Annotated in this window: 19 protein-coding genes; 10 read left to right on the forward strand and 9 right to left on the reverse strand. The window is 63.5% G+C overall.

Translation table 11 applies throughout. The features are described from left to right. Positions 1 to 7: 7 nt before the first annotated feature. Genes FFS60_RS21080 through coaBC form a run of 3 tightly spaced genes read right to left on the reverse strand, consistent with a single transcriptional unit; the run spans position 8 to position 4,311 of the window. Entirely contained in the window at positions 8 to 2,602 is a 2,595-nt protein-coding gene (locus FFS60_RS21080) for a phosphomannomutase/phosphoglucomutase (protein WP_137823059.1), read from the reverse strand. Positions 2,603 to 2,640: 38 nt separating this feature from the next. After that, the gene (gene dut / locus FFS60_RS21085) at positions 2,641 to 3,096 is read right to left on the reverse strand and encodes a dUTP diphosphatase (RefSeq protein WP_028626891.1); all 456 of its coding nucleotides are present in this window, start codon (positions 3,094 to 3,096) and stop codon (positions 2,641 to 2,643) included. A gap of 6 nt (positions 3,097 to 3,102) precedes the next feature. Continuing rightward, positions 3,103 to 4,311: a bifunctional phosphopantothenoylcysteine decarboxylase/phosphopantothenate--cysteine ligase CoaBC gene (gene coaBC / locus FFS60_RS21090; RefSeq protein ID WP_028626890.1), complete on the reverse strand. Its 1,209-nt coding sequence runs from the start codon at positions 4,309 to 4,311 to the stop codon at positions 3,103 to 3,105. A 136-nt stretch (positions 4,312 to 4,447) separates the two neighbouring features. Here coaBC and radC point away from each other — a divergent pair, with 136 nt between their 5' ends. After that, on the forward strand, positions 4,448 to 5,122 hold the full coding sequence (radC, locus tag FFS60_RS21095; RefSeq protein WP_137823060.1) for a DNA repair protein RadC: 675 nt from the start codon (positions 4,448 to 4,450) through the stop codon (positions 5,120 to 5,122). Here radC and FFS60_RS21100 read toward each other — a convergent pair. After that, positions 5,119 to 6,687 carry an ABC transporter substrate-binding protein gene (locus tag FFS60_RS21100; protein WP_137823061.1) on the reverse strand — a complete coding sequence of 523 codons (1,569 nt, stop codon included), beginning with the start codon at positions 6,685 to 6,687 and terminating at the stop codon, positions 5,119 to 5,121. The two genes, radC and FFS60_RS21100, sit on opposite strands and share 4 nt — an antisense overlap. Before the next feature lie 357 nt (positions 6,688 to 7,044). Between FFS60_RS21100 and rpmB the strand changes: the two genes are divergently transcribed. Beyond that, entirely contained in the window at positions 7,045 to 7,281 is a 237-nt protein-coding gene (rpmB, locus tag FFS60_RS21105; protein WP_028626887.1) for a 50S ribosomal protein L28, read from the forward strand. A gap of 10 nt (positions 7,282 to 7,291) precedes the next feature. Further along, positions 7,292 to 7,447, forward strand: a complete 156-nt coding sequence (gene rpmG / locus FFS60_RS21110) for a 50S ribosomal protein L33 (protein WP_003464575.1) — start codon at positions 7,292 to 7,294, stop codon at positions 7,445 to 7,447. Between the two features lie 267 nt (positions 7,448 to 7,714). Here the strand turns inward: rpmG and FFS60_RS21115 are convergent, their stop codons facing one another. Together FFS60_RS21115 and FFS60_RS21120 are read right to left on the reverse strand one after the other, a co-directional pair. Further along, the gene (locus FFS60_RS21115; protein WP_137823062.1) at positions 7,715 to 8,080 is read right to left on the reverse strand and encodes a cupin domain-containing protein; all 366 of its coding nucleotides are present in this window, start codon (positions 8,078 to 8,080) and stop codon (positions 7,715 to 7,717) included. Between the two features lie 14 nt (positions 8,081 to 8,094). Further along, positions 8,095 to 9,435, reverse strand: coding sequence for an aspartate aminotransferase family protein (locus FFS60_RS21120; protein ID WP_137823063.1), 1,341 nt, complete (start codon positions 9,433 to 9,435; stop codon positions 8,095 to 8,097). 229 nt (positions 9,436 to 9,664) lie between these two features. Between FFS60_RS21120 and FFS60_RS21125 the strand changes: the two genes are divergently transcribed. Both FFS60_RS21125 and FFS60_RS21130 read left to right on the forward strand, forming a co-directional pair. Next, positions 9,665 to 11,158: an aldehyde dehydrogenase gene (locus FFS60_RS21125; protein ID WP_028626884.1), complete on the forward strand. Its 1,494-nt coding sequence runs from the start codon at positions 9,665 to 9,667 to the stop codon at positions 11,156 to 11,158. A gap of 124 nt (positions 11,159 to 11,282) precedes the next feature. Then, positions 11,283 to 12,434 (forward strand): MFS transporter, encoded by a 1,152-nt coding sequence (locus tag FFS60_RS21130; protein WP_028626883.1) that lies wholly within the window; start codon positions 11,283 to 11,285, stop codon positions 12,432 to 12,434. Between the two features lie 105 nt (positions 12,435 to 12,539). Here the strand turns inward: FFS60_RS21130 and FFS60_RS21135 are convergent, their stop codons facing one another. After that, positions 12,540 to 13,862, reverse strand: a complete 1,323-nt coding sequence (locus FFS60_RS21135) for an FAD-binding oxidoreductase (protein ID WP_137823064.1) — start codon at positions 13,860 to 13,862, stop codon at positions 12,540 to 12,542. Between the two features lie 111 nt (positions 13,863 to 13,973). Beyond that, on the reverse strand, positions 13,974 to 14,462 hold the full coding sequence (locus FFS60_RS21140; protein ID WP_016495366.1) for an Lrp/AsnC ligand binding domain-containing protein: 489 nt from the start codon (positions 14,460 to 14,462) through the stop codon (positions 13,974 to 13,976). A 158-nt stretch (positions 14,463 to 14,620) separates the two neighbouring features. Between FFS60_RS21140 and dadA the strand changes: the two genes are divergently transcribed. From dadA to FFS60_RS21165, 5 genes are all read left to right on the forward strand, one after another. Further along, positions 14,621 to 15,919, forward strand: coding sequence for a D-amino acid dehydrogenase (gene dadA, locus FFS60_RS21145; protein ID WP_028626881.1), 1,299 nt, complete (start codon positions 14,621 to 14,623; stop codon positions 15,917 to 15,919). Beyond that, a complete protein-coding gene (locus FFS60_RS21150) occupies positions 15,894 to 16,247 on the forward strand; it encodes a RidA family protein (RefSeq protein WP_028626880.1) in 354 nt (117 codons plus the stop codon). Before dadA ends, FFS60_RS21150 begins: the two co-directional genes overlap by 26 nt. A 67-nt stretch (positions 16,248 to 16,314) precedes the next feature. Then, entirely contained in the window at positions 16,315 to 17,382 is a 1,068-nt protein-coding gene (gene alr, locus FFS60_RS21155) for an alanine racemase (RefSeq protein ID WP_137823065.1), read from the forward strand. A 199-nt stretch (positions 17,383 to 17,581) separates the two neighbouring features. Continuing rightward, positions 17,582 to 18,130: a cupin domain-containing protein gene (locus FFS60_RS21160; RefSeq protein ID WP_028626878.1), complete on the forward strand. Its 549-nt coding sequence runs from the start codon at positions 17,582 to 17,584 to the stop codon at positions 18,128 to 18,130. Between the two features lie 132 nt (positions 18,131 to 18,262). Beyond that, positions 18,263 to 18,685, forward strand: coding sequence for a cytochrome c5 family protein (locus FFS60_RS21165; protein WP_028626877.1), 423 nt, complete (start codon positions 18,263 to 18,265; stop codon positions 18,683 to 18,685). 81 nt (positions 18,686 to 18,766) lie between these two features. Here FFS60_RS21165 and FFS60_RS21170 read toward each other — a convergent pair whose 3' ends face one another. Then, positions 18,767 to 19,339, reverse strand: coding sequence for a xanthine phosphoribosyltransferase (locus FFS60_RS21170; protein ID WP_137823066.1), 573 nt, complete (start codon positions 19,337 to 19,339; stop codon positions 18,767 to 18,769). Positions 19,340 to 19,368: the final 29 nt, after the last annotated feature.

Genomic DNA, 19,368 nt, shown 5'->3' on the forward strand with positions numbered 1-19,368 from the left:
ACACGAATCAGAACGGCAGGTTGAGTTCAGGGGCGATGAGGGTGAGCTGGCTGCGGAACACCTGTTTGATGCGCTCCAGTTCCTCCTCGGTGTCGGCCTCGAAGCGCAGCACCAGCACGGGAGTCGTGTTGGAGGCGCGGCACAGGCCCCAGCCCTTCGGATAATCGACACGCACGCCATCGAGGGTGGTGAGGTTCGCTTCGCCCCAATTGGCCTCGCGCTGCAGGCGCTCGATCAGGGGGAACTTGCTCTCGTCGGTGACGGTGATGTTGATCTCCGGAGTGGAGACGTCTTTCGGGAAGGCCGAGAACACATGTTCGGCGTCACGCTTGTCCTGGCTGAGGATTTCCAGCAGGCGCGCGGCGCTGTAGATGCCGTCGTCGAAGCCGTACCAGCGCTCCTTGAAGAAGATGTGGCCGCTCATCTCGCCAGCCAGCAGCGCGCCGGTTTCCTTCATCTTTTTCTTGATCAGCGAGTGGCCCGTCTTCCACATCACCGGGCGGCCGCCGTAGCCGCTGATGAGGGAGGTCAGGCGACGGGTGCATTTGACGTCGAAGATGATGTCGGCGCCGGGATTGCGGGATACCACATCCTTGGCGAACAGCATCAGCAGGCGGTCGGGGTAAATGATGGTGCCTTCGTTGGTCACCACGCCCACGCGGTCGCCGTCGCCGTCGAAGGCCAGGCCCAGGTCGGCTTTCTCTTCCTTCACCTTGGCGATCAGGTCTTCCAGGTTCTCGGGCTTGCCCGGGTCCGGATGGTGGTTGGGGAAGGTGCCGTCGACATCGCAGTAGAGGGGGATCACGGTGCAGCCGAGGGCTTCGATGAGTTGCGGCGCGATCACGCCAGCGACGCCGTTGCCGCAGTCCACCACGACTTTCATGGGCTTGGCCATGGCGATGTCATCGCGGATTTCGCGGAAATAACGGTCCAGTACGTCGACCACCTCAATGCTGCCTACACCGCTGGCCAGGTCGTTGTTCTGGATGCGGGTATGAAGGGCGGTGATCTGTTCGTTGGCCAGGGTTTCGCCGGCGACCATGATCTTGAAGCCGTTGTAGTCCGGCGGGTTGTGGCTGCCAGTGAGCATCACGCCGGATTTGCCGGCCAGTATGTTGGCGGCGTAGTAGAGCACTGGGGTCGGCACCATGCCGACGTCGCTGACCTGGCAGCCGCAGTCCAGCAGGCCCTGGATCAGCGCCTGGACCAGTTCGGGGCCGGACAGGCGGCCGTCGCGGCCGACCGAGACGCAGGGCTCGCCGCGGGCCAGGCTTTCCGAGCCGATGGCGCGACCCACCCAGTAGGCGGTCTCGGTAGTGAGGGTATCGCCGACCACGCCGCGGATGTCATACGCGCGGAAAATGCTGGCGGGCAGGGTGGGAGCGATCTGTTCGATGCTGGTCATGGCGGGGGCTTGCTCCAATCCCAGGAGGTCCTGGTCTTCGTCGAGGATGTCGATATCGAGAATGTCGGTATCTTGGAATAGCGGGTCGGCCAATTCGGCCGGCCGAGGGGGTGCCGGGGCAACAGGGTTGCTGGCGGCTACCTTGGCCAGGCCATTGTCCGGCGCCGGCTCGGGTTTGCGCCTGGGTTGGCGGGCAAGCGCCTGGGCCAGGCTGTCCAGCGCCGGCAGGCGCAGACTGAAGGCTTTGACGCTCTTGCCGTTCGAGAGTTCTTGCAACAGCTGATTGAGCTGCTGCGCGTCGTCCCGCAGCTTGCGCTGCAGGGCGCCCTGGCTGAGCTTCAGGCCGAGCAGTGCGCCGCCCAGGGCGAGCAGGGCGGCCAGGGCCAGCAGCAACGGGGAGAAGACGGTCTGGGTCAGGGTCGGACCAGGCGTGAAACTGAGCCTCCAGTTCGGGTTGCCACTGTCCAGGTCGATAGGCGCAACACCGGCGGCCTCCCCACGCTGGGCAAGGAGCTGGGCAGGGGCGTTGCTGAACTGCTGGGTCAGCTGCAGCTGGCCGACCTCCGCCGGCAACGATGGCAGGCTGCGCAGCAGCCGGTCCAGCTCGAATACCATCAGCAGGGTGCCCTGGGGCGGGCTCTGCTCGTTCAGGCGTAGCGGCGCGGCACTGTAGACCAGCCAGCGGTCACCGACCTTGAAAGCTTCAGGGCTGGGCGGCTGGCCATTTTCCAGGCGACGCAGCATATCCAGCGCAGCGAAGTTCATCGGTGCGGCACGCTGGCTGTTCTGTTGGGCCTGGCCAGGCAGGTTGAGGTGAGCATCGATCACGCCGTCGCGATAGCCCAGGCTGCGTTCGGCGGCCATCAACTGACCGGCGTCACCGCTGTTGAGGGCGTCGATCAGGCTCGGATCATGGGCGGCGGCGGCGGTATCGGCCTGCAGCTGGACGATCGCCTGGCGCAGGGTAGCGGCCTGGCTGCCGCCCCAGGCCTGGCCGAGCTGGTCGACCCGACCTTGCTCGGCGGGACTGAGGACGCCAAACCAGAGCAGTGCGCCAGCGGCGGCCACACCCACGAGGGCGGCCAGCGCGCCTGGAAGCAGGTCGTCGGAGCCATTATGGTCGGGCTTGGCTTCGGCCGACGCTCTGGCCGATCCGTTGCTGGCGGCGTCCTTGCTGCTGCGCTTGAAGAGTTTCACTGAACGTCTCCTAGGCGGTTCGTCCTGATGTTGGACTGTCAGTGGCTACCGGAGTGACCGAAACCACCGGCACCACGTTCGCTTTCGTGGAACTCGTCAACCAGCTCGAAGTGTGCCTGGACCACGGGTACCAGCACCAGTTGGGCAATGCGCTCGCCAATGGCGATGCGGAATGCCGTCTGACCGCGGTTCCAGCAGGACACCATCAGCTCGCCCTGGTAGTCGGAGTCGATCAGGCCCACCAGGTTTCCCAGTACCACGCCGTGCTTATGGCCGAGGCCCGAACGCGGCAGGATCAGCGCGGCCAGGCCCGGGTCGGCGATGTGGATCGAGAGGCCCGTGGGGATAAGGAGGGTCTGGCCGGGCTCGAGGACGACTTCTTCCTTGAGCATGGCACGCAGGTCGAGGCCGGCAGAGCCAGGGGTGGCGTATTGCGGAAGCGGAAATTCGCTGCCGATGCGGGGATCGAGGATCTTGGCTTGCAGTGAGTGCATGGAGTCTCAGGCCTGGTTGAGGCGGTCGGCGATGAAGGCGATCAGTTGGCGGGCGATCTTGCCTTTGCTGGTCTGGGCGAAGCTGGTCTGGGCCAGGTCGCGGTTGATGATGGTGATGGCATTCTCCTCGCTGTTGAAGCCGATGGTGGGGTTGGCCACGTCATTGGCGACGATCAGGTCGAGGTTCTTGTCCTTGAGCTTGCGCGAGGCGTACTCGAGCAGATTCTCGGTCTCGGCGGCGAAGCCCACGCTGAAAGGGCGGTCGGGACGGCCGGCGAGCGTCGCGAGGATATCGGGGTTACGTACCAGCTGCAGCAGCAGGCCTTCGCCACTGGTCGGGTCTTTTTTCATTTTGTGCTGGGCGACCACTTCCGGACGGTAGTCGGCCACCGCGGCGGCAGCGATCAGCAGGTCGCAGGGCATGGCCGCTTCGCAGGCGGCAAGCATGTCGCGGGCGCTGACCACGTCGATGCGGTTGACCCGGTCCGGCGTGGGCAGGTGCACCGGGCCGGTGATCAGGGTCACCTTGGCGCCGGCTTCCACTGCGGCTTCGGCGAGGGCGAAACCCATCTTCCCGGAGCTGTGGTTAGTGATGTAGCGCACCGGGTCGATATTTTCCTGGGTCGGTCCGGCGGTGATCAGCACATGGCGGCCCGTGAGGGCGCGGTGCTCGAAGCAGTCGGCGGCGCGCTGGGCCAGTTCCTCGGCTTCCAGCATGCGGCCGAGGCCGACATCGCCGCAGGCCTGGCTGCCGGCTGCCGGGCCGAACAGGCGCAATCCACGCTTGGCGAGGATTTCCAGGTTGGCCTGGGTCGCCGGGTCACGCCACATGGCCTGGTTCATCGCCGGGGCCAGGGCGACGGGGGCGTCGGTGGCCAGCACCAGGGTGGTCAACAGGTCGTCCGCGACGCCCAGGGCCAGACGCGCCATCAGGTCGGCGGTGGCAGGTGCGATCAGTACCAGGTCAGCCCAGCGAGCCAGCTCGATATGACCCATGGCCGCTTCGGCTGCGGAGTCGAGCAGGTCGAGGTGGACGGGGTGGCCGGAGAGCGCCTGGAGGGTCAGGGGGGTGATGAACTCCCGGCCGCCCTGGGTCATCACCACTCGGACCTCGGCACCCTGGTCGCGCAGGCGGCGAACCAGTTCAGCGCTCTTGTAGGCGGCAATGCCGCCGCCCACGCCCAGAAGGATGCGTTTCCGATAGAGCCGCTGCATAGGCCTGCCTTTTATAAGGTTGAAGATGTGCTGCGGCGAAGGCGCCTCCCCAGGCCGATCGTCGCGCAAAAAAGGTGGGTTAAGATAGCACAGCGACCGCACTGGAACAGCGGCGCAGCTCAATCATGGAGGTGTCATGAGCATCCGCAATTGGCCTGCGGCGGAGCGTCCGCGGGAGAAGCTTCTTGAACTGGGTGCGGCGTCCCTGAGCGACGCCGAGCTCCTCGCCATTTTCCTGCGCACCGGCGTAGCCGGTCGCAGCGCCGTCGATCTCGCCCGCCACCTGCTCAACGACTTCGGCAGCCTGCGCGCATTGCTCGAGGCCGAGCTGCACGACTTCAGCCAGCACCTCGGTTTGGGGCCAGCCAAGTTCGCCCAGTTGCAGGCGGTGCTGGAAATGGCCCGACGTCATCTCGCTGAGGGATTGCGTCGCGAATCCGCGCTGGAAAATCCCCAGGCAGTGCGTGATTTTCTCAAGGCGCAGTTGCGCCATTCCGCCCACGAGCAGTTCGCCTGCCTGTTCCTCGACGCCAAGCACCGGGTGCTGGCCTTTGAGGTGCTGTTCCACGGCACTATCGACGGCGCCAGCGTCTACCCGCGCCAGGTGGTCAAGCGTGCCCTGGCGCACAATGCCGCGGCGCTCATTCTCAGTCATAACCATCCTTCGGGCGTCGCCGAGCCCAGCGAAGCCGATCGCCAGTTGACCCTGCGCCTCAAGGAGGCGCTGGCGCTGATCGACGTACGCGTGCTCGATCACTTCATCGTCGGTGACGGTGAGCCCCTGTCGATGGCGGAGCGAGGCTGGATCTAGTCCAGTTTCACCTTGGCGAAGTCCTGTCGGCCGAAGGGGTTGACCTGGTAACCCTCGACATTGGTGCGGGTCAGGGTGAAGGCCGTGGGATGGGCGAGCGGCAGCCAGAGGGCCTGTTCGCGAATGATCTGCTGGGCCTTTTTGTAGAGGGTGGAGCGTTCAGCCGGGTCGGCATGGGTCTTGCCGTCCGCGATCAGCTTGTCGAGCTCGGCGTTGCAGTAGCGCGCGAAGTTGAGCCCGGACTGCACCGACGCGCAGGCAAACTGCGGGGTGAGGAAGTTGTCCGGATCGCCGTTGTCGCCCGCCCAGCCCATGAACAGCAGGTCATGCTCGCCTGCTTTCGCGCGCCGGATAAGTTCGCCCCACTCGATTACGCGGATCTCCGCCTGAATGCCGACCTTGGCGAGGTCAGCCTGCAGCAATTGGGCGCCCAGGCTGGGATTGAGCAGGCTGCCGGAAGGGCGGGTCCAGATGGTGGTCTTGAATCCGTCTTTGAGCCCGGCTTCGGCAAGCAGCGCTTTGGCTTTCTCGGGGTCATGGGGGTAGGCCGGCAACTGTCCGGCGTAGCTCCAGGTGTTCGGCGGGTAGGGGCCGTCGGCGGCCGTGGCGCTGCCTTCGAAAACCGCCTTGAGGTAACTGGCCTTATCGAAGGCGAGGTTGATCGCCTGGCGCACCTGGGATTTGTCCAGCGGAGGGTGCTGACTATTGATGCCGACAAAGGCAGTCATGAACGCCGGCACCTGGATAACCTTGATGTTCTTGTCGCTGGCGGCGGATCGCACATCCAGGGGTTTGGGTGACAGGGCGATCTGGCATTCGCCGCGGCGCAGCTTCTGCAGGCGCACGTTGGCGTCGGGGGTGATGGCGAAGACCAGGCCGTCGACCCCGGGCTTGCCGCCGAAGTAGTCCGGGTTGGCGGCATAACGCACCGCGGCGTCCTTCTGGAAGCGACGGAAGACGAAGGGACCGGTGCCGATGGGCAGGGCGTTGAGCTTTTCGGGCGTGCCCGCTGTCATCAGTTGGTCGGCGTACTCTGCGGAATAGATAGAGGCGAAGCCCATGCTGAGGGTGGCGAGGAACGTGGCGTCCGGTTTGTTCAGCGTGAACCGCACCTGCAGGCCGTCGACCTTTTCGATGTGCTTGATCAGGTTCGGGAGCTGCATGGACTGGGCGTGGGGAAAGCCGCTCTGGGCAACTTTGTGCCACGGGTTGGTCGGATCCAGCATGCGCCGGAAGCTGAACACCACGTCATCGGCATTCAGTGGGCGACTCGGCTTGAAGTAGTCGGTCGAATGGAAACTCACGCCGTGGCGCAGCTGGAAGGTGTAGGTCAATCCGTTGGCGGCAACCTCCCACTTTTCGGCCAGCCCCGGTATCAATTTGCCGTTCTGTGCATCGAATTCCACCAGGCGATTCATCAGCACGTCGGCGGAGGCATTGGTGGTTGTCAGGGAGTTGTACTGCACGACGTCGAAGCCCTCGGGGCTGGCCTCGGTGCAGACGCTGAGAGTCGCGGCCTGGGCGAGCAGCGGGGCAAACAGAAGCGGGAGGGCGGCAAGACGCATGGCGGCTCCTTTGCGATGGCTGGTAAGCCCGTGGCGGGCCAAAGGCCTTACCCTAGACCAAGGCCGGTCGGCGAACAATGTGTAGTGGGCGACGAGCGGTCGCTTAGGTTGGCGGCCCTGATGTGGCTGCGTGGGCGCGGTTTGTGGCGTGGCCTGCCTGTGGGTAAATCGCTACGGCCCTTGCTGCACTAGGGTCTTTCTGATATAAAGCAGCGCTCTTTTCTGGGGGCCCGGTCTTTCGCAGTCTTTGTGCGGCCGGTAAGACCCTGACGAGACGGGCGCTTCAGCGCCCATTAAAGTGAGAGTTCAAGCGGCCAACCCATGCCGGGTTGGGCATGTGGTTTAGAGGGCTGAGGCATGTCGAGAGTCTGTCAAGTAACCGGTAAGGGTCCGGTTACCGGGAACAACATTTCCCACGCTAACAACAAAACCCGTCGTCGTTTCCTGCCGAACCTGCAGCATCACCGCTTCTGGGTCGAGTCCGAGAAGCGCTTCGTGCGTCTGCGCGTTTCCGCCAAGGGCATGCGTGTTATCGACAAGCGCGGTATCGATGCCGTGCTGAGCGAGCTGCGTGCTCGCGGCGAAAAGGTTTAAGGAGCTAATCATGCGTGAACTGATCCGTTTGGTGTCCAGTGCCGGTACCGGCCACTTCTACACCACCGACAAGAACAAGCGCACCACTCCCGACAAGATCGAGATCAAGAAATTCGATCCGGTTGTGCGTAAGCACGTGATGTACAAGGAAGCCAAGATCAAGTAATTGATCCGGCCCTTGTCGAAAAAGCCCGCCCTGTGCGGGCTTTTTCATGCCTGCGATTTGTCCAGGCTTGGCTTGCCGATTCGTTGTGGGGGGGCGAATTCATACGCTAAGGGCGGCGAATCCGACCCATTGAAGGCCATAGGGCAGATCTGCGGCCTGCTCAGCGATTGAAATCGCAACCGCAGAAAAGACAGCCCTTCGCTCTCGCCCATAAAAAAGCCCGCCAATGGCGGGCTAAAGGGTGACAAGCATGGGGGGTGAACAGGCTCAGCGAGTGGCCTGTTCGAAGATCACGTAGACCTTGCGGCAGGGCTCCAGCACTTCCCAGGTACCGGAAAAGCCGGCCGGGATGACGAAGCGGTCGCCAACGCGCACGGTCTTGGCGTTGCCGTCAGCATCGCGAATCACCGATACGCCCTGGAGAATCTCGCAGTACTCGTGCTCGGTGTAGCTCACTGTCCAGTGGCCCACCGCGCCTTCCCAGATGCCCACATTGAACTGGCCGCAGGGGCTGCCGTAGTGATTGCGTACGCTCTGCTCGGGGTCGCCCTTGAGGATCTTCTCGGGTGCCGGGCGGTAGTGTTCCGGGGCAGTGGTGGCCTGGGCGAAGTCGACGATCTGCTGGATATTCATTGTGCGGTCCCTGTTCAGACGGCCTTGCGGATGGAGTCGGCGAGCTTGCCGACGAGAATGTCGATCTGTTCCTTTTCGACGATCAGCGGTGGCGACATGGCGATGGTGTCGCCAGTGACGCGCACCATCACGCCGTCCTGGAAGCATTGCTCGAAAATTTGGAAGCCGCGTTTGCCGATGCCTTCGGCACTCGGTGCCAGTTGCACGCCACCGACCAGGCCCGCGGCGCGGATGTCGATCACGTTGGGCAGGTCTTTCAGGCTGAGCAGGGCATCCTGCCAATAGCTTTCCAGCTCGATGGCGCGCTCGAACAGACGCTCGCCCTGGTAGATATCCAGAGTCGCCAGGGCGGCAGCGCAGGCGACCGGGTGGCCGGAATAGGTATAGCCGTGGAAGAACTCGATGGCGCTTTCCGGTCCCTGCATGAAGGCCTGGTAAATCGCCTCAGCGACGAACACCGCGCCCATGGGGATGGCGCCGTTGGTCAGCCCCTTGGCGCAGGTGATGATGTCCGGGGTGACGCCCCAACGCTGGGCGGCGAAGGCCTCGCCAATGCGACCGAAGCCGGTGATCACTTCGTCGAAGATCAGCAGGATGCCGTGCTTGCGAGTGATCTCGCGCAGGCGTTGCAGGTAGCCCGCTGGCGGCAGGATCACGCCGGCTGAGCCGGACATGGGCTCGACGATAACTGCGGCGATGTTCTCGGCGCCATGCAGAGTGACCAGGCGCTCGAGCTCATCGGCTTTCTCAATGCCAAATTCCGGCAGGCCGCGGCTGAAGGCGTTGCGCTGGATGTCCAGGGTATGTGGCAGGTGATCGACGTTTGGCAGCAGGGCGGGGAAGGCCTTGCGGTTGTTGACCATGCCGCCGACCGAGATACCGCCAAATCCAACGCCGTGGTAGCCCAGTTCGCGTCCGATCAGGCGGGTGCGAGTACCCTGGCCGATGGCGCGCTGGTAGGCGAGCGCGATTTTCAGTGCGGTGTCCGCCGACTCCGAGCCGGAGTTGGTGAAGAACACCTTGTTCAGGCCCTTGGGCGCGATATCGGCCAGGCGTTCAGCCAGCTCGAAGGGCAGGGGGTGCCCCATCTGGAAAGTCGGTGCGAAATCCAGCTTGGCGATCTGCCGGCTCACCGCCTCGGTGATTTCGCGGCGACCGTGGCCGGCGTTGCAGCACCAGAGCCCGGCGGTGCCGTCGAGGACCTGGCGGCCATCGGTGCTGGTGAAGTACATCCCTTCGGCGCTTTCCAGCAGGCGCGGTTTGGCCTTGAACTGACGGTTGGCGGTGAAGGGCATCCAGAAATCATCAAGACTGTTGGATATTCTGCCCGGTTGAGGTGCGTAGGCGTTTGTCATTGTGACCACCAGAGAAGACAAGGCGAGGTGTTGTAGTGATTTTGCCGGAGTCTATGTTTAATATAACGAACATGACAAGGGTGTTTGGCCGGCAACTGTAAAATATATTGAAAAGGCTGGCCTCTCTGGTTTAGGGTTGCGAGGATGGCCAGATAGAGGTCGGCCTTGCAGAATTTTTGACAGTGCATGCCTGAGCTGGCGGCACTCTTCTAATAAGAGGAAAGCTCCGATGACCACCCTGACCCGTGCAGACTGGGAACAACGCGCCAAGTCCGTGCAGATCGAGACCCGCGCCTTCATCCATGGCGAATACACCACCGCCGTTTCCGGCGAGACCTTCGATTGCATCAGCCCGGTCGATGGTCGTCTGCTGGGCAAGGTTGCCAGCTGTGACCTGGCCGATGCCGAGTTGGCCGTGAAAGATGCCCGCGCCGTGTTCGAGTCCGGTGTGTGGTCGCGCCTGGCGCCGGTCAAGCGCAAGGAAGTCATGATCCGCTTCGCCGACCTGATCGACGCTCACGCCGAAGAGCTGGCCCTGCTGGAAACTCTGGACATGGGCAAGCCGATCAGCGACTCGCTGAGCGTCGACGTGCCGTCCGCATCCCGCGCCATTCGCTGGAGCGGTGAGGCCATCGACAAGATCTACGACGAAGTCGCTGCCACCCCGCACAACGAACTGGGTCTGGTGACCCGCGAGCCGGTGGGCGTAGTCGCCGCTATCGTGCCGTGGAACTTCCCGCTGCTGATGACCTGCTGGAAGCTCGGTCCGGCCCTGTCCACCGGCAACTCGCTGGTACTCAAACCGTCCGAGAAGTCGCCGCTGACCGCTATCCGTCTGGCCCAGCTGGCCATAGAAGCCGGCATCCCGGCTGGCGTGCTGAACGTCCTGCCGGGCTTCGGCCACACCGTGGGCAAGGCCCTGGCCCTGCACATGGACGTCGACACCCTGGTGTTCACCGGTTCCACCAAAATCGCCAAGCAGCTGATGATCTACGCCGGCGAATCCAACATGAAACGCGTCTGGCTGGAAGCCGGCGGCAAGAGCCCGAACATCGTCTTCGCCGACGCTCCTGACCTGCAAGCCGCTGCCGAAGCCGCTGCCGGCGCCATCGCCTTCAACCAGGGCGAAGTCTGCACCGCCGGCTCGCGCCTGCTGGTGGAACGTTCCATCAAGGACAAGTTCGTGCCCATGGTGGTCGAGGCGATCAAGGCCTGGAAACCAGGCAACCCGCTGGACCCGGCGACCAACGTTGGCGCCCTGGTGGATACCACCCAGATGAACAACGTGCTGTCCTATATCCAGGCTGGCCATGACGACGGCGCCAAGCTGGTGGCTGGCGGCAAGCGTGTGCTGGAAGAAACCGGTGGCACCTACGTCGAGCCGACCATCTTCGACGGCGTGAGTAACGCCATGCGCATCGCCAAGGAAGAGATCTTTGGCCCGGTGCTTTCGGTCATCGCCTTCGACAGCGAAGAAGAAGCAGTCGCCATCGCCAACGACACCATCTACGGCCTGGCCGCAGCGGTGTGGACCAACAACCTGTCCCGCGCCCACCTGGTCGGCAAGGCCCTGCGCGCTGGCAGCGTCTGGATCAACCAGTACGATGGCGGCGACATGACCGCACCCTTCGGCGGCTTCAAGCAGTCCGGCAACGGCCGCGACAAGTCGCTGCACGCGTTCGACAAGTACACCGAGCTGAAGTCCACCTGGATCAAGCTCTGAGTCCCAATTGAGGTCCGCCCCCGTCCTCGGGGGCCGGCTCTACGAGCCACGCCTGCGGCCGGGTTTCCAGCGATGGAGCCCGGCTTTTTTGCTTTGCGCCACATGGAAAGGGAGGACATTGGCAATGCGTTGGGGAACTTACTTCGCGGTCTGTGGCGCGGTCATCAGCATCGGCCTGGCGCTGGGGGTGACCATGCCTCTGGTGTCCTTGCGGCTGGAGAGCTGGGGCTACGACAGCTTTGCCATCGGCGTGATGGCGGCAACCCCGGCCGTGGGCGTGTTGCTCGGTGCAGTGATTGCTGGGCGCCTGGCTGCACGCTTCGGCACCACGACCCTGATGCAACTCTGCCTGCTGGTAGGCGCGCTGTCCGTGGGCTTGCTGGCGCTGGTTCAGTTCTATCCCGTCTGGCTTTTGCTGCGGTTGTTGATCGGCATTGCCCTGACGGTGGTGTTCATCCTCGGCGAAAGCTGGATCAACCAATTGGCAGTGGAAGAATGGCGCGGCCGCCTGGTTGCCCTCTATGGCACTGGCTATGCCCTGAGCCAGCTGTCAGGCCCGCTGCTGCTGACGGGCCTCGGTACTGGCAATGACCTCGGCTTCTGGACCGGTACCGGGCTGCTGATCGGCGGCTCCCTGCTGCTGCTCGGTCGTACCGGCGCGCCCACTGTCGACGCCCATAGCGCGTCGGGGCGCGGCCTCTGGTCCTTCTGCATGCGCTTGCCGACCATCGCCTGGGCGGTCGTGCTGTTCGCCGCCTTCGAAGCGATGATGCTGACCTTGTTGCCGATCTACGGCTTGCGTCAGGGGTTCACCCAGGAAGTGGCCTTGTTGATGGCCAGCGTAGTGGTGGTCGGTGATGCCGCTCTGCAGCTGCCCATCGGCTGGCTGGCAGACCGGATGTCCCGCCTCAGCCTGTTCCGCGTCTGCGGCGTCACGCTGCTGGCGAGCAGTCTGGCCATTCCGCTATTGCTGCATACGCCCCTGATCTGGCCGATCTGGGTGCTGTTCGGGGCCAGTGCCGGCGGCCTGTTCACCCTGGCATTGATCCTGATCGGTGAGCGCTATCGCGACGACGAGCTGGTACGGGCCAATGCCCATATCGCCCAGCTCTGGGGAGTGGGTTGCCTGGTTGGGCCGCTGGTAACCGGTGCGGCAAGCCAGTGGATAAGTGGCCATGCGCTGCCGCTGATGATGGCTCTGGGGGCGGCAGGATTCGTCTGGTTGGCCTGGACCCGTGAACTGTTCGACGACGATGCCGAGGCTGTTCCTGACTGAAATCCGTGTCCAGGCCGGATGAGGTAGAGCGAAGCGAAACCCATCGCGGCGGAACAGCCAATTAATGGGTTTCGCAGTACGGACCTCGCGCTCGGAGGGTGGGGATCAGACGACTCCCACCGCCTCCTTCATCCGGTACCAGAGCATGCCGAGTGCCAGCAGCGGCGAGCGCAAGTGGCGGCCGCCGGGGAAGGTGATGTGCGGGACCTTGGAGAAGATGTCGAAGCCGTTGCTTTGCTCACCGCAAATGGCCTCGGCCAGCAATTGGCCAGCCAGGTGAGTGGCGTTCACGCCGTGGCCGGAGTAGGCCTGGGCGAAATAGACGTTGGGCTGATCCGGCAGTTTGCCGATCTGCGGCAGGCGGTTGGCGCCGATGCCGATCATGCCGCCCCACTGGTAATCGATGCGCACGTTTTCCAGCTTCGGGAAGACCTTGATCATCTTCGGCCGCATGTAGGCGCCGATGTCCGCCGGGTCACGTCCGGAGTAGTGGCAGGCGCCGCCGAACAGCAGGCGGTTGTCGGCGGAGAGACGGTAGTAGTCCAGGGCCACGCGCTGGTCGCAGACCGCCATGTTCTGCGGCAGCAGCTCGCGGGCGAGGTCTGCGGGCAGCGGTTCGGTGGCGACCACGTAGCTGCCTGCCGGCAGCACCTTGCCGCCGAGCGTGGCGTTCAGGTCGTTCATATAGGCATTGCAGCCCAGTACCAGGGTCTTGGCGCGGACCTGGCCCTGGGCGGTATGCACCTTCACCTCGGCACCGTAGTCGATGCGGGTAACGGCAGAATGCTCGAACAGGCGTACGCCGAGGGACTGGGCTGCGGCGGCTTCGCCCAGGGCTAGATTGAGTGGGTGAAGGTGGCCCGAACCCATGTCGATCAGACCGCCAACGTACCGGTCCGAACCCACTACGCTGCGCATTTCATGGGGCTGTACCAGGCGCAGTTCATGGCAGTAGCCGAGGCCTTTCAGTTCTTCCATGTCCTCGGCGAAGCCGGCCAGGTCGCGCGGCTTGTTGGCCAGGTCGCAATAGCCCCAGGTCAGGTCGCAGTCGATGGAAAACTCCTCGACGCGGCGGCGGACGATCTCCACCGCTTCCAGGCCCATGAGCTTGAGCGAACGCACGCCCTCGGCGCCGATCACCGACTCGAACTGCTCGACACCATGGCCGACGCCGCGAATCAGTTGCCCGCCATTGCGTCCGCTGGCGCCCCAGCCGATCTGCCTGGCTTCCAGCAGCACCACCGAGCGGCCACGACGGGCCAGCTCGATCGCCGTGTTCAACCCGGAGAACCCGCCACCGACAATGCACACGTCGGCCAGCTCCTCACCCGCCAGGGGCGGGTAGTCGATGCGGTGGTTGGCGGTCGCGGCGTAATAGGAGGGAGCGTGCTGTTCGGTATGCACCGGGATGCGAACGCGGGCGTTCATGTGCGAAATCCTGATTTTGTTGTTTGGAAAATTTTACGCTCGGGCAGGATAAGGCGAACCCCCTGGCGCTGCCAAGGGATTTGCCGGTGGAATTGGAACAGCGGTTCCGAATCAGTCGGGAATCGGCAGGTTCAACGATTCCTTCACTTCTTCCATGACGATGTAGGACTTGGATTCGCGCACATGGGGTAGTTTCAGCAGGATGTCGCCGAGCAGCTTGCGATAAGAGGCCATCTCGTTGATCCGCGCCTTCACCAGGTAGTCGAAGTCGCCCGATACCAGGTGGCACTCCAGCACATGGGGCAGTTTGAGTACGGCGCGGCGGAAGTCTTCGAAGGTGTCGCCGGACTTGTAGTCCAGGCTGATCTCGACGAACACCAGCAGACTGGCCTTTAGATGCTGCGGGTTCAGCCGCGCGTTATAGCCGAGGATGATGCCTTCGCGCTCCAGGCGGCGGACGCGCTCGGTGCAGGGGGTGGTGGAAAGCCCCACGCGCTCGCCCAGCTCGGTGAAGGAGATCCGGCCGTCTTCCTGCAGGATTCGTAAAATATTCCGGTCTATCTTGTCCAGTTCACGACGGGATTGATGCTGGGTGCGCATGGTGGATGCCCCTCCGTTAGAGCGCATTCTGCCGAGAATTATCGCCAAATATAGCTGGCTATATAGTGAATATCACTGGTGCTGTCTCCATATACTTCGCGCCAACGACGCTCAAAATAACAAACGCAGCGGAATCCCCGTTGCGAGTGGAGACAGACATGCGAGTGATGGTCCTTGGCAGTGGTGTGATTGGTACGACTAGCGCCTATTACCTGGCCCAAGCAGGGTTCGAGGTGGTCGTAGTCGACCGCCAGAACGCCGTGGCCATGGAAACCAGCTTCGCCAACGCTGGCCAGGTTTCCCCCGGTTATGCATCGCCCTGGGCGGCGCCCGGCGTGCCGCTGAAAGCCGTCAAATGGATGCTGCAGCAGCACGCGCCGCTGGCCATTCGCACCACCAGCGACATCGACCAGTACTTGTGGATGACGCAGATGCTGCGCAACTGCACCGCCTCCCGCTATGCCGTGAACAAGGAGCGCATGGTGCGTCTTTCCGAGTACAGCCGCGACTGCCTCGACGAGCTCCGCGCTGAAACCGGCATCAGTTATGAAGGCCGCGCCCTCGGCACAACCCAGTTGTTCCGCACCCAGGCCCAGGTAGACGCCGCGGCCAAGGACATCGCCGTCCTCGAAGCCTCCGGCGTGCCTTACGAGCTGCTCGACCGCGATGGCATCGCCCGCGTCGAACCGGCCCTGGCCAAGGTCAAGCACAAGCTGGCCGGCGCCCTGCGCCTGCCCAACGACCAGACCGGCGACTGCCAGATGTTCACCACCCGCCTCGCCGAGATGGCGGAGAAGCTGGGTGTGGAATTCCGCTTCGGTCAGAACATCGAGCGCCTGGACTTCGCCGGCGACCGCATCAACGGCGTGTGGATCGACGGCAAGCTGGAAACCGCAGACCGCTATGTGCTCGCCCTCGGCAGCTATACCCCGCAAATGCTCAAGCCGCTCGGCATCAAGGCTCCGGTCTATCCGCTCAAGGGGTATTCGCTGACCGTGCCGATCATCAATCAGGCCATGGCGCCGACCTCGACCATTCTCGACGAGACCTACAAGGTCGCCATCACTCGCTTCGACAACCGCATCCGCGTGGGCGGCATGGCCGAGATCACCGGCTTCAACCTGGACCTGAATCCGGCTCGCCGCGACACCCTGGAGATGATCACCGCCGACCTCTACCCGGAAGGTGGCGACCTCTCCCAGGCAAGCTTCTGGACCGGCCTGCGCCCGGCGACTCCGGACGGCACCCCGATCGTGGGCGCCACTCCGTTCCGCAACCTGTTCCTCAACACCGGACACGGTACCCTTGGCTGGACCATGGCCTGCGGCTCCGGCCGCCTGCTGGCGGACCTGATGGCGCGCAAGCGTCCGGAAATCCGCGCCGACGGCCTGGACATCTTCCGTTACGGCAATTCCAAGGAGACCCCGAACAATGTCAATCCAGCGCCTGCGCACTGAAACCCGCTACAGCGAAGTCGTCATCCACAACGGCACGGTCTACCTGGCTGGCCAACTGGATGAGAAACACAGTGCGGGCATCGGCCAGCAGACTCGCGAAACCCTGGCCGCTATCGACGCGATGCTGGCCGAAGCCGGTACCGACAAGAGCAACATCCTGTCGGTGACCATCTACCTGAAGGATATGGAGGCGGACTACGCCGCGATGAACGCGGTGTGGGATGCCTGGGTGCCGAAGGGCGCTGCCCCGGCCCGTGCCTGCGTCGAAGCGAAGATGTACTCGCCCGACGTGCTGGTGGAAATGACGGTCGTCGCCGCGCTTCCTTAAGTTTCTTGCTCAGCCCGGCGTTCGCGCCGGGTTTTTTCCACCCGATCATTTAGAAGAAGTCCTCGCCATGCGTCCCGCCCGTGCCCTGATCGATCTCGAAGCCCTTTGCCACAACTACCGCCTAGCTCGCGAAGTCAGCGGTGCCAAGGCGCTCGCCGTGGTCAAGGCCGATGCTTATGGACATGGTGCGGTGCGCTGCGCCCGGGCTCTGGAATCCGAGGCCAATGGCTTTGCCGTGGCCTGCATCGAAGAGGCGCTGCAACTGCGCACGGCCGGCATCCGCAAGCCGATCCTGCTGCTGGAAGGCTTCTTCGAGGCTGATGAACTGGCGCTGATTCAAGAGCACGACTTCTGGACAGTGGTGCATTCCAACTGGCAGTTGGAAGCCATCGAGCGCGCTGCCGTGCGCAAGCCGCTGACCGTCTGGCTCAAGCTGGATTCGGGTATGCACCGCGTCGGGCTGCACCCTGCCGAGTACCGCGATGCCTGGCAGCGCCTTTCCACCAGCGCAAAGGTCGAGAAGATCGTACTGATGAGCCACTTCGCCCGCGCGGATGAGCTGGACTGCCCTAGCAGCATCGAGCAGGTTGCCGTTTTCGAGCAGGCTCGTGCCGGCCTCGAAGCGGAGGTCAGCCTGCGCAACTCGCCGGCCGTCCTTGGCTGGCCGCAGGTGCCGAGTGATTGGGTGCGCCCCGGCATCATGCTCTACGGCGCGACCCCCTTCGAGCAGCCGCATTCGCTGGCAGACAGCCTGAAGCCGGTGATGACCCTCGAATCGAAGGTCATCAGCGTGCGCGAGCTGCCCGCCGGCCAGCCGGTTGGCTACGGTGCGAAGTTCGTCACCGAGCGCCCGACCCGCGTCGGCGTGGTCGCCATGGGATACGCCGACGGCTATCCGCGCCACGCGCCCACCGGCACTCCGGTGAGCATCGACGGCCAGCCGAGCCGACTGATCGGCCGGGTGTCCATGGACATGCTCACCGTCGACCTCACCGACTTGCCCAACGCCGGCCTTGGCAGCCGCGTCGAACTCTGGGGCAACGAAGTTCTGGCCAGCGATGTGGCTGCCCATGCCGGAACGATTCCTTATCAGATCTTCTGCAATCTGCGCCGGGTGCCGCTCGTCTATAGCTGATCACCGGCGTGGATGGCGAGTGATCAGGAAAACGATCATTTCGCCGACGTTGTTTACTAGCTCATTGCTTTTACTGAGATTTTTCTTGGGACGGGGAAAGTTCGCGCAGTATTGACGGCCCGCGTGTTGTAAATACTGAACGCTGTTGCCATGATACGGCGACCGTGACTACCCCTGATCCCCAAGGAGGATCCCGCCATTGGACGTCGGTGTACGACTGCAAGCCATCCGTAAGCTGAAAGGCCTGTCCCAGCGTGAGCTCGCCAAGCGCGCGGGTGTCACCAACAGCACCATTTCCATGATCGAGAAAAACAGTGTCAGCCCCTCCATCAGTTCGCTGAAGAAGGTGCTGGGGGGTATTCCCATGTCGCTGGTGGAGTTCTTCTCCCTCGATCTTGAGCAGGAAAACCAGGTCCAGGTGGTTTATCGGGCTTCCGAACTCACCGATATCTGCAGCGGCGCCATCACCATGAAGCTGGTGGGCAAGGCCCATCCCAGCCGCGCCCTGGCCTTCCTCGACGAGACCTACCCGCCGGGCACTGATACCGGTGACGAGATGTACGCCCATGAAGGTGAAGAGGCCGGCATGCTGGTTGAGGGCCGTCTGGAGCTGACCATCGGCAGTGAGGTGTACATCCTCGAACCGGGCGACAGCTACTATTTCGAAAGCAGCAAACCGCACCGCTTCCGCAATCCGTTCGATGCTCCGGCACGCCTGATCAGCGCGACCACGCCGGCGAACTTCTGAATTCCAAAAACGCCACGCCCATGTCCCTGCGACAAGTTGGGTTGTTTCAGCGTGGCGAACTAACCGTATATACTTGCGCCCGCTCGCGAAACCGTGGCCGCGGGCGAAACTAGCCACGATGAGGGTGTAAGGGTGAACCTAATCAAGAAGATGCTGGCGGCCCACGCTGCCGTATTGGCCCTGTGGGCTGTTAGCGCCCAGGCCGCGACCGACGACGCCGTTGCCGAGCGCATCAAGCCGGTAGGCGAGGTCTGCGTCATGGGTCAGGAATGCAAGGGCGTTGGCGCCGTAGCAGCCGCTGCTGGCGGCGGTGCGCGTACGCCGGACGACATCATCGCCAAGCACTGTGGCGCTTGCCACACCGCTGGCGTGCTGGGCGCGCCGAAGATCGGCGATACCGCTGCCTGGAAAGAGCGTGCTGACCACCAAGGCGGCCTCGACGGCATCCTGGCCAAGGCCATCTCCGGTATCAACAGCATGCCGCCGAAGGGCACCTGCGCCGATTGCACCGACGATGAGCTGAAAGAAGCCATCAAGAAGATGTCCGGCCTGTAACTTCGCCGCCATCGATGAGTAAAAAGCCGCCCAAGGGCGGCTTTTTCATGCCTGTTCGCTGCGACCTGTTGTCGCAGTCTTTCAGTCGAGGAAGGTGACCTGGCCGTCGGTGAGCGAAGCCACCCGTGCCAGCGCCTCGACCCGGTAGCCCTCGCTTTCCAGCAGGCCACGGCCTTCCTGGAAGGATTTCTCGATGACGATGCCCAGCCCCGCGACGCTGGCGCCGGCCTGGCCGATCAGATCCAGCAGGGCCTTGGCGGCATGGCCATTGGCGAGAAAGTCATCAATCACCAATACGTGGTCGGCGGCGGTCAGGTGCTTGGCCGAGATGGCGATGGTGCTTTCGCTTTGCTTGGTGAAGGAGAACACCTTGGAAATGTAGAGGTTGTCCTTCAGGGTCAGCGACTGGTACTTGCGGGCGAAGATCACCGGCACGCCCAGTTCCAGGCCGGCCATCACGGCTGGCGCGATGCCGGAGGCTTCGATCGTGACGATCTTGGTGATGCCCTGGCCGCGGAAGCGTTCGGCGAACTCATGGCCCACCTGCTGCATCAGGCGCGGATCGATCTGGTGATTGAGGAAGGCGTCGACCTTCAGGACCTGGTCGGACAGTACGATGCCTTCTTCGCGAATCTTCTGTTTCAGCGCTTCCACGCCATTACCCTCATGTATGGCCCGGTCTG

It is taken from the genome of Pseudomonas sp. D(2018) (genome assembly GCF_005502555.1).
GTDB classification, from domain to species: Bacteria; Pseudomonadota; Gammaproteobacteria; order Pseudomonadales; family Pseudomonadaceae; genus Metapseudomonas; species Metapseudomonas resinovorans.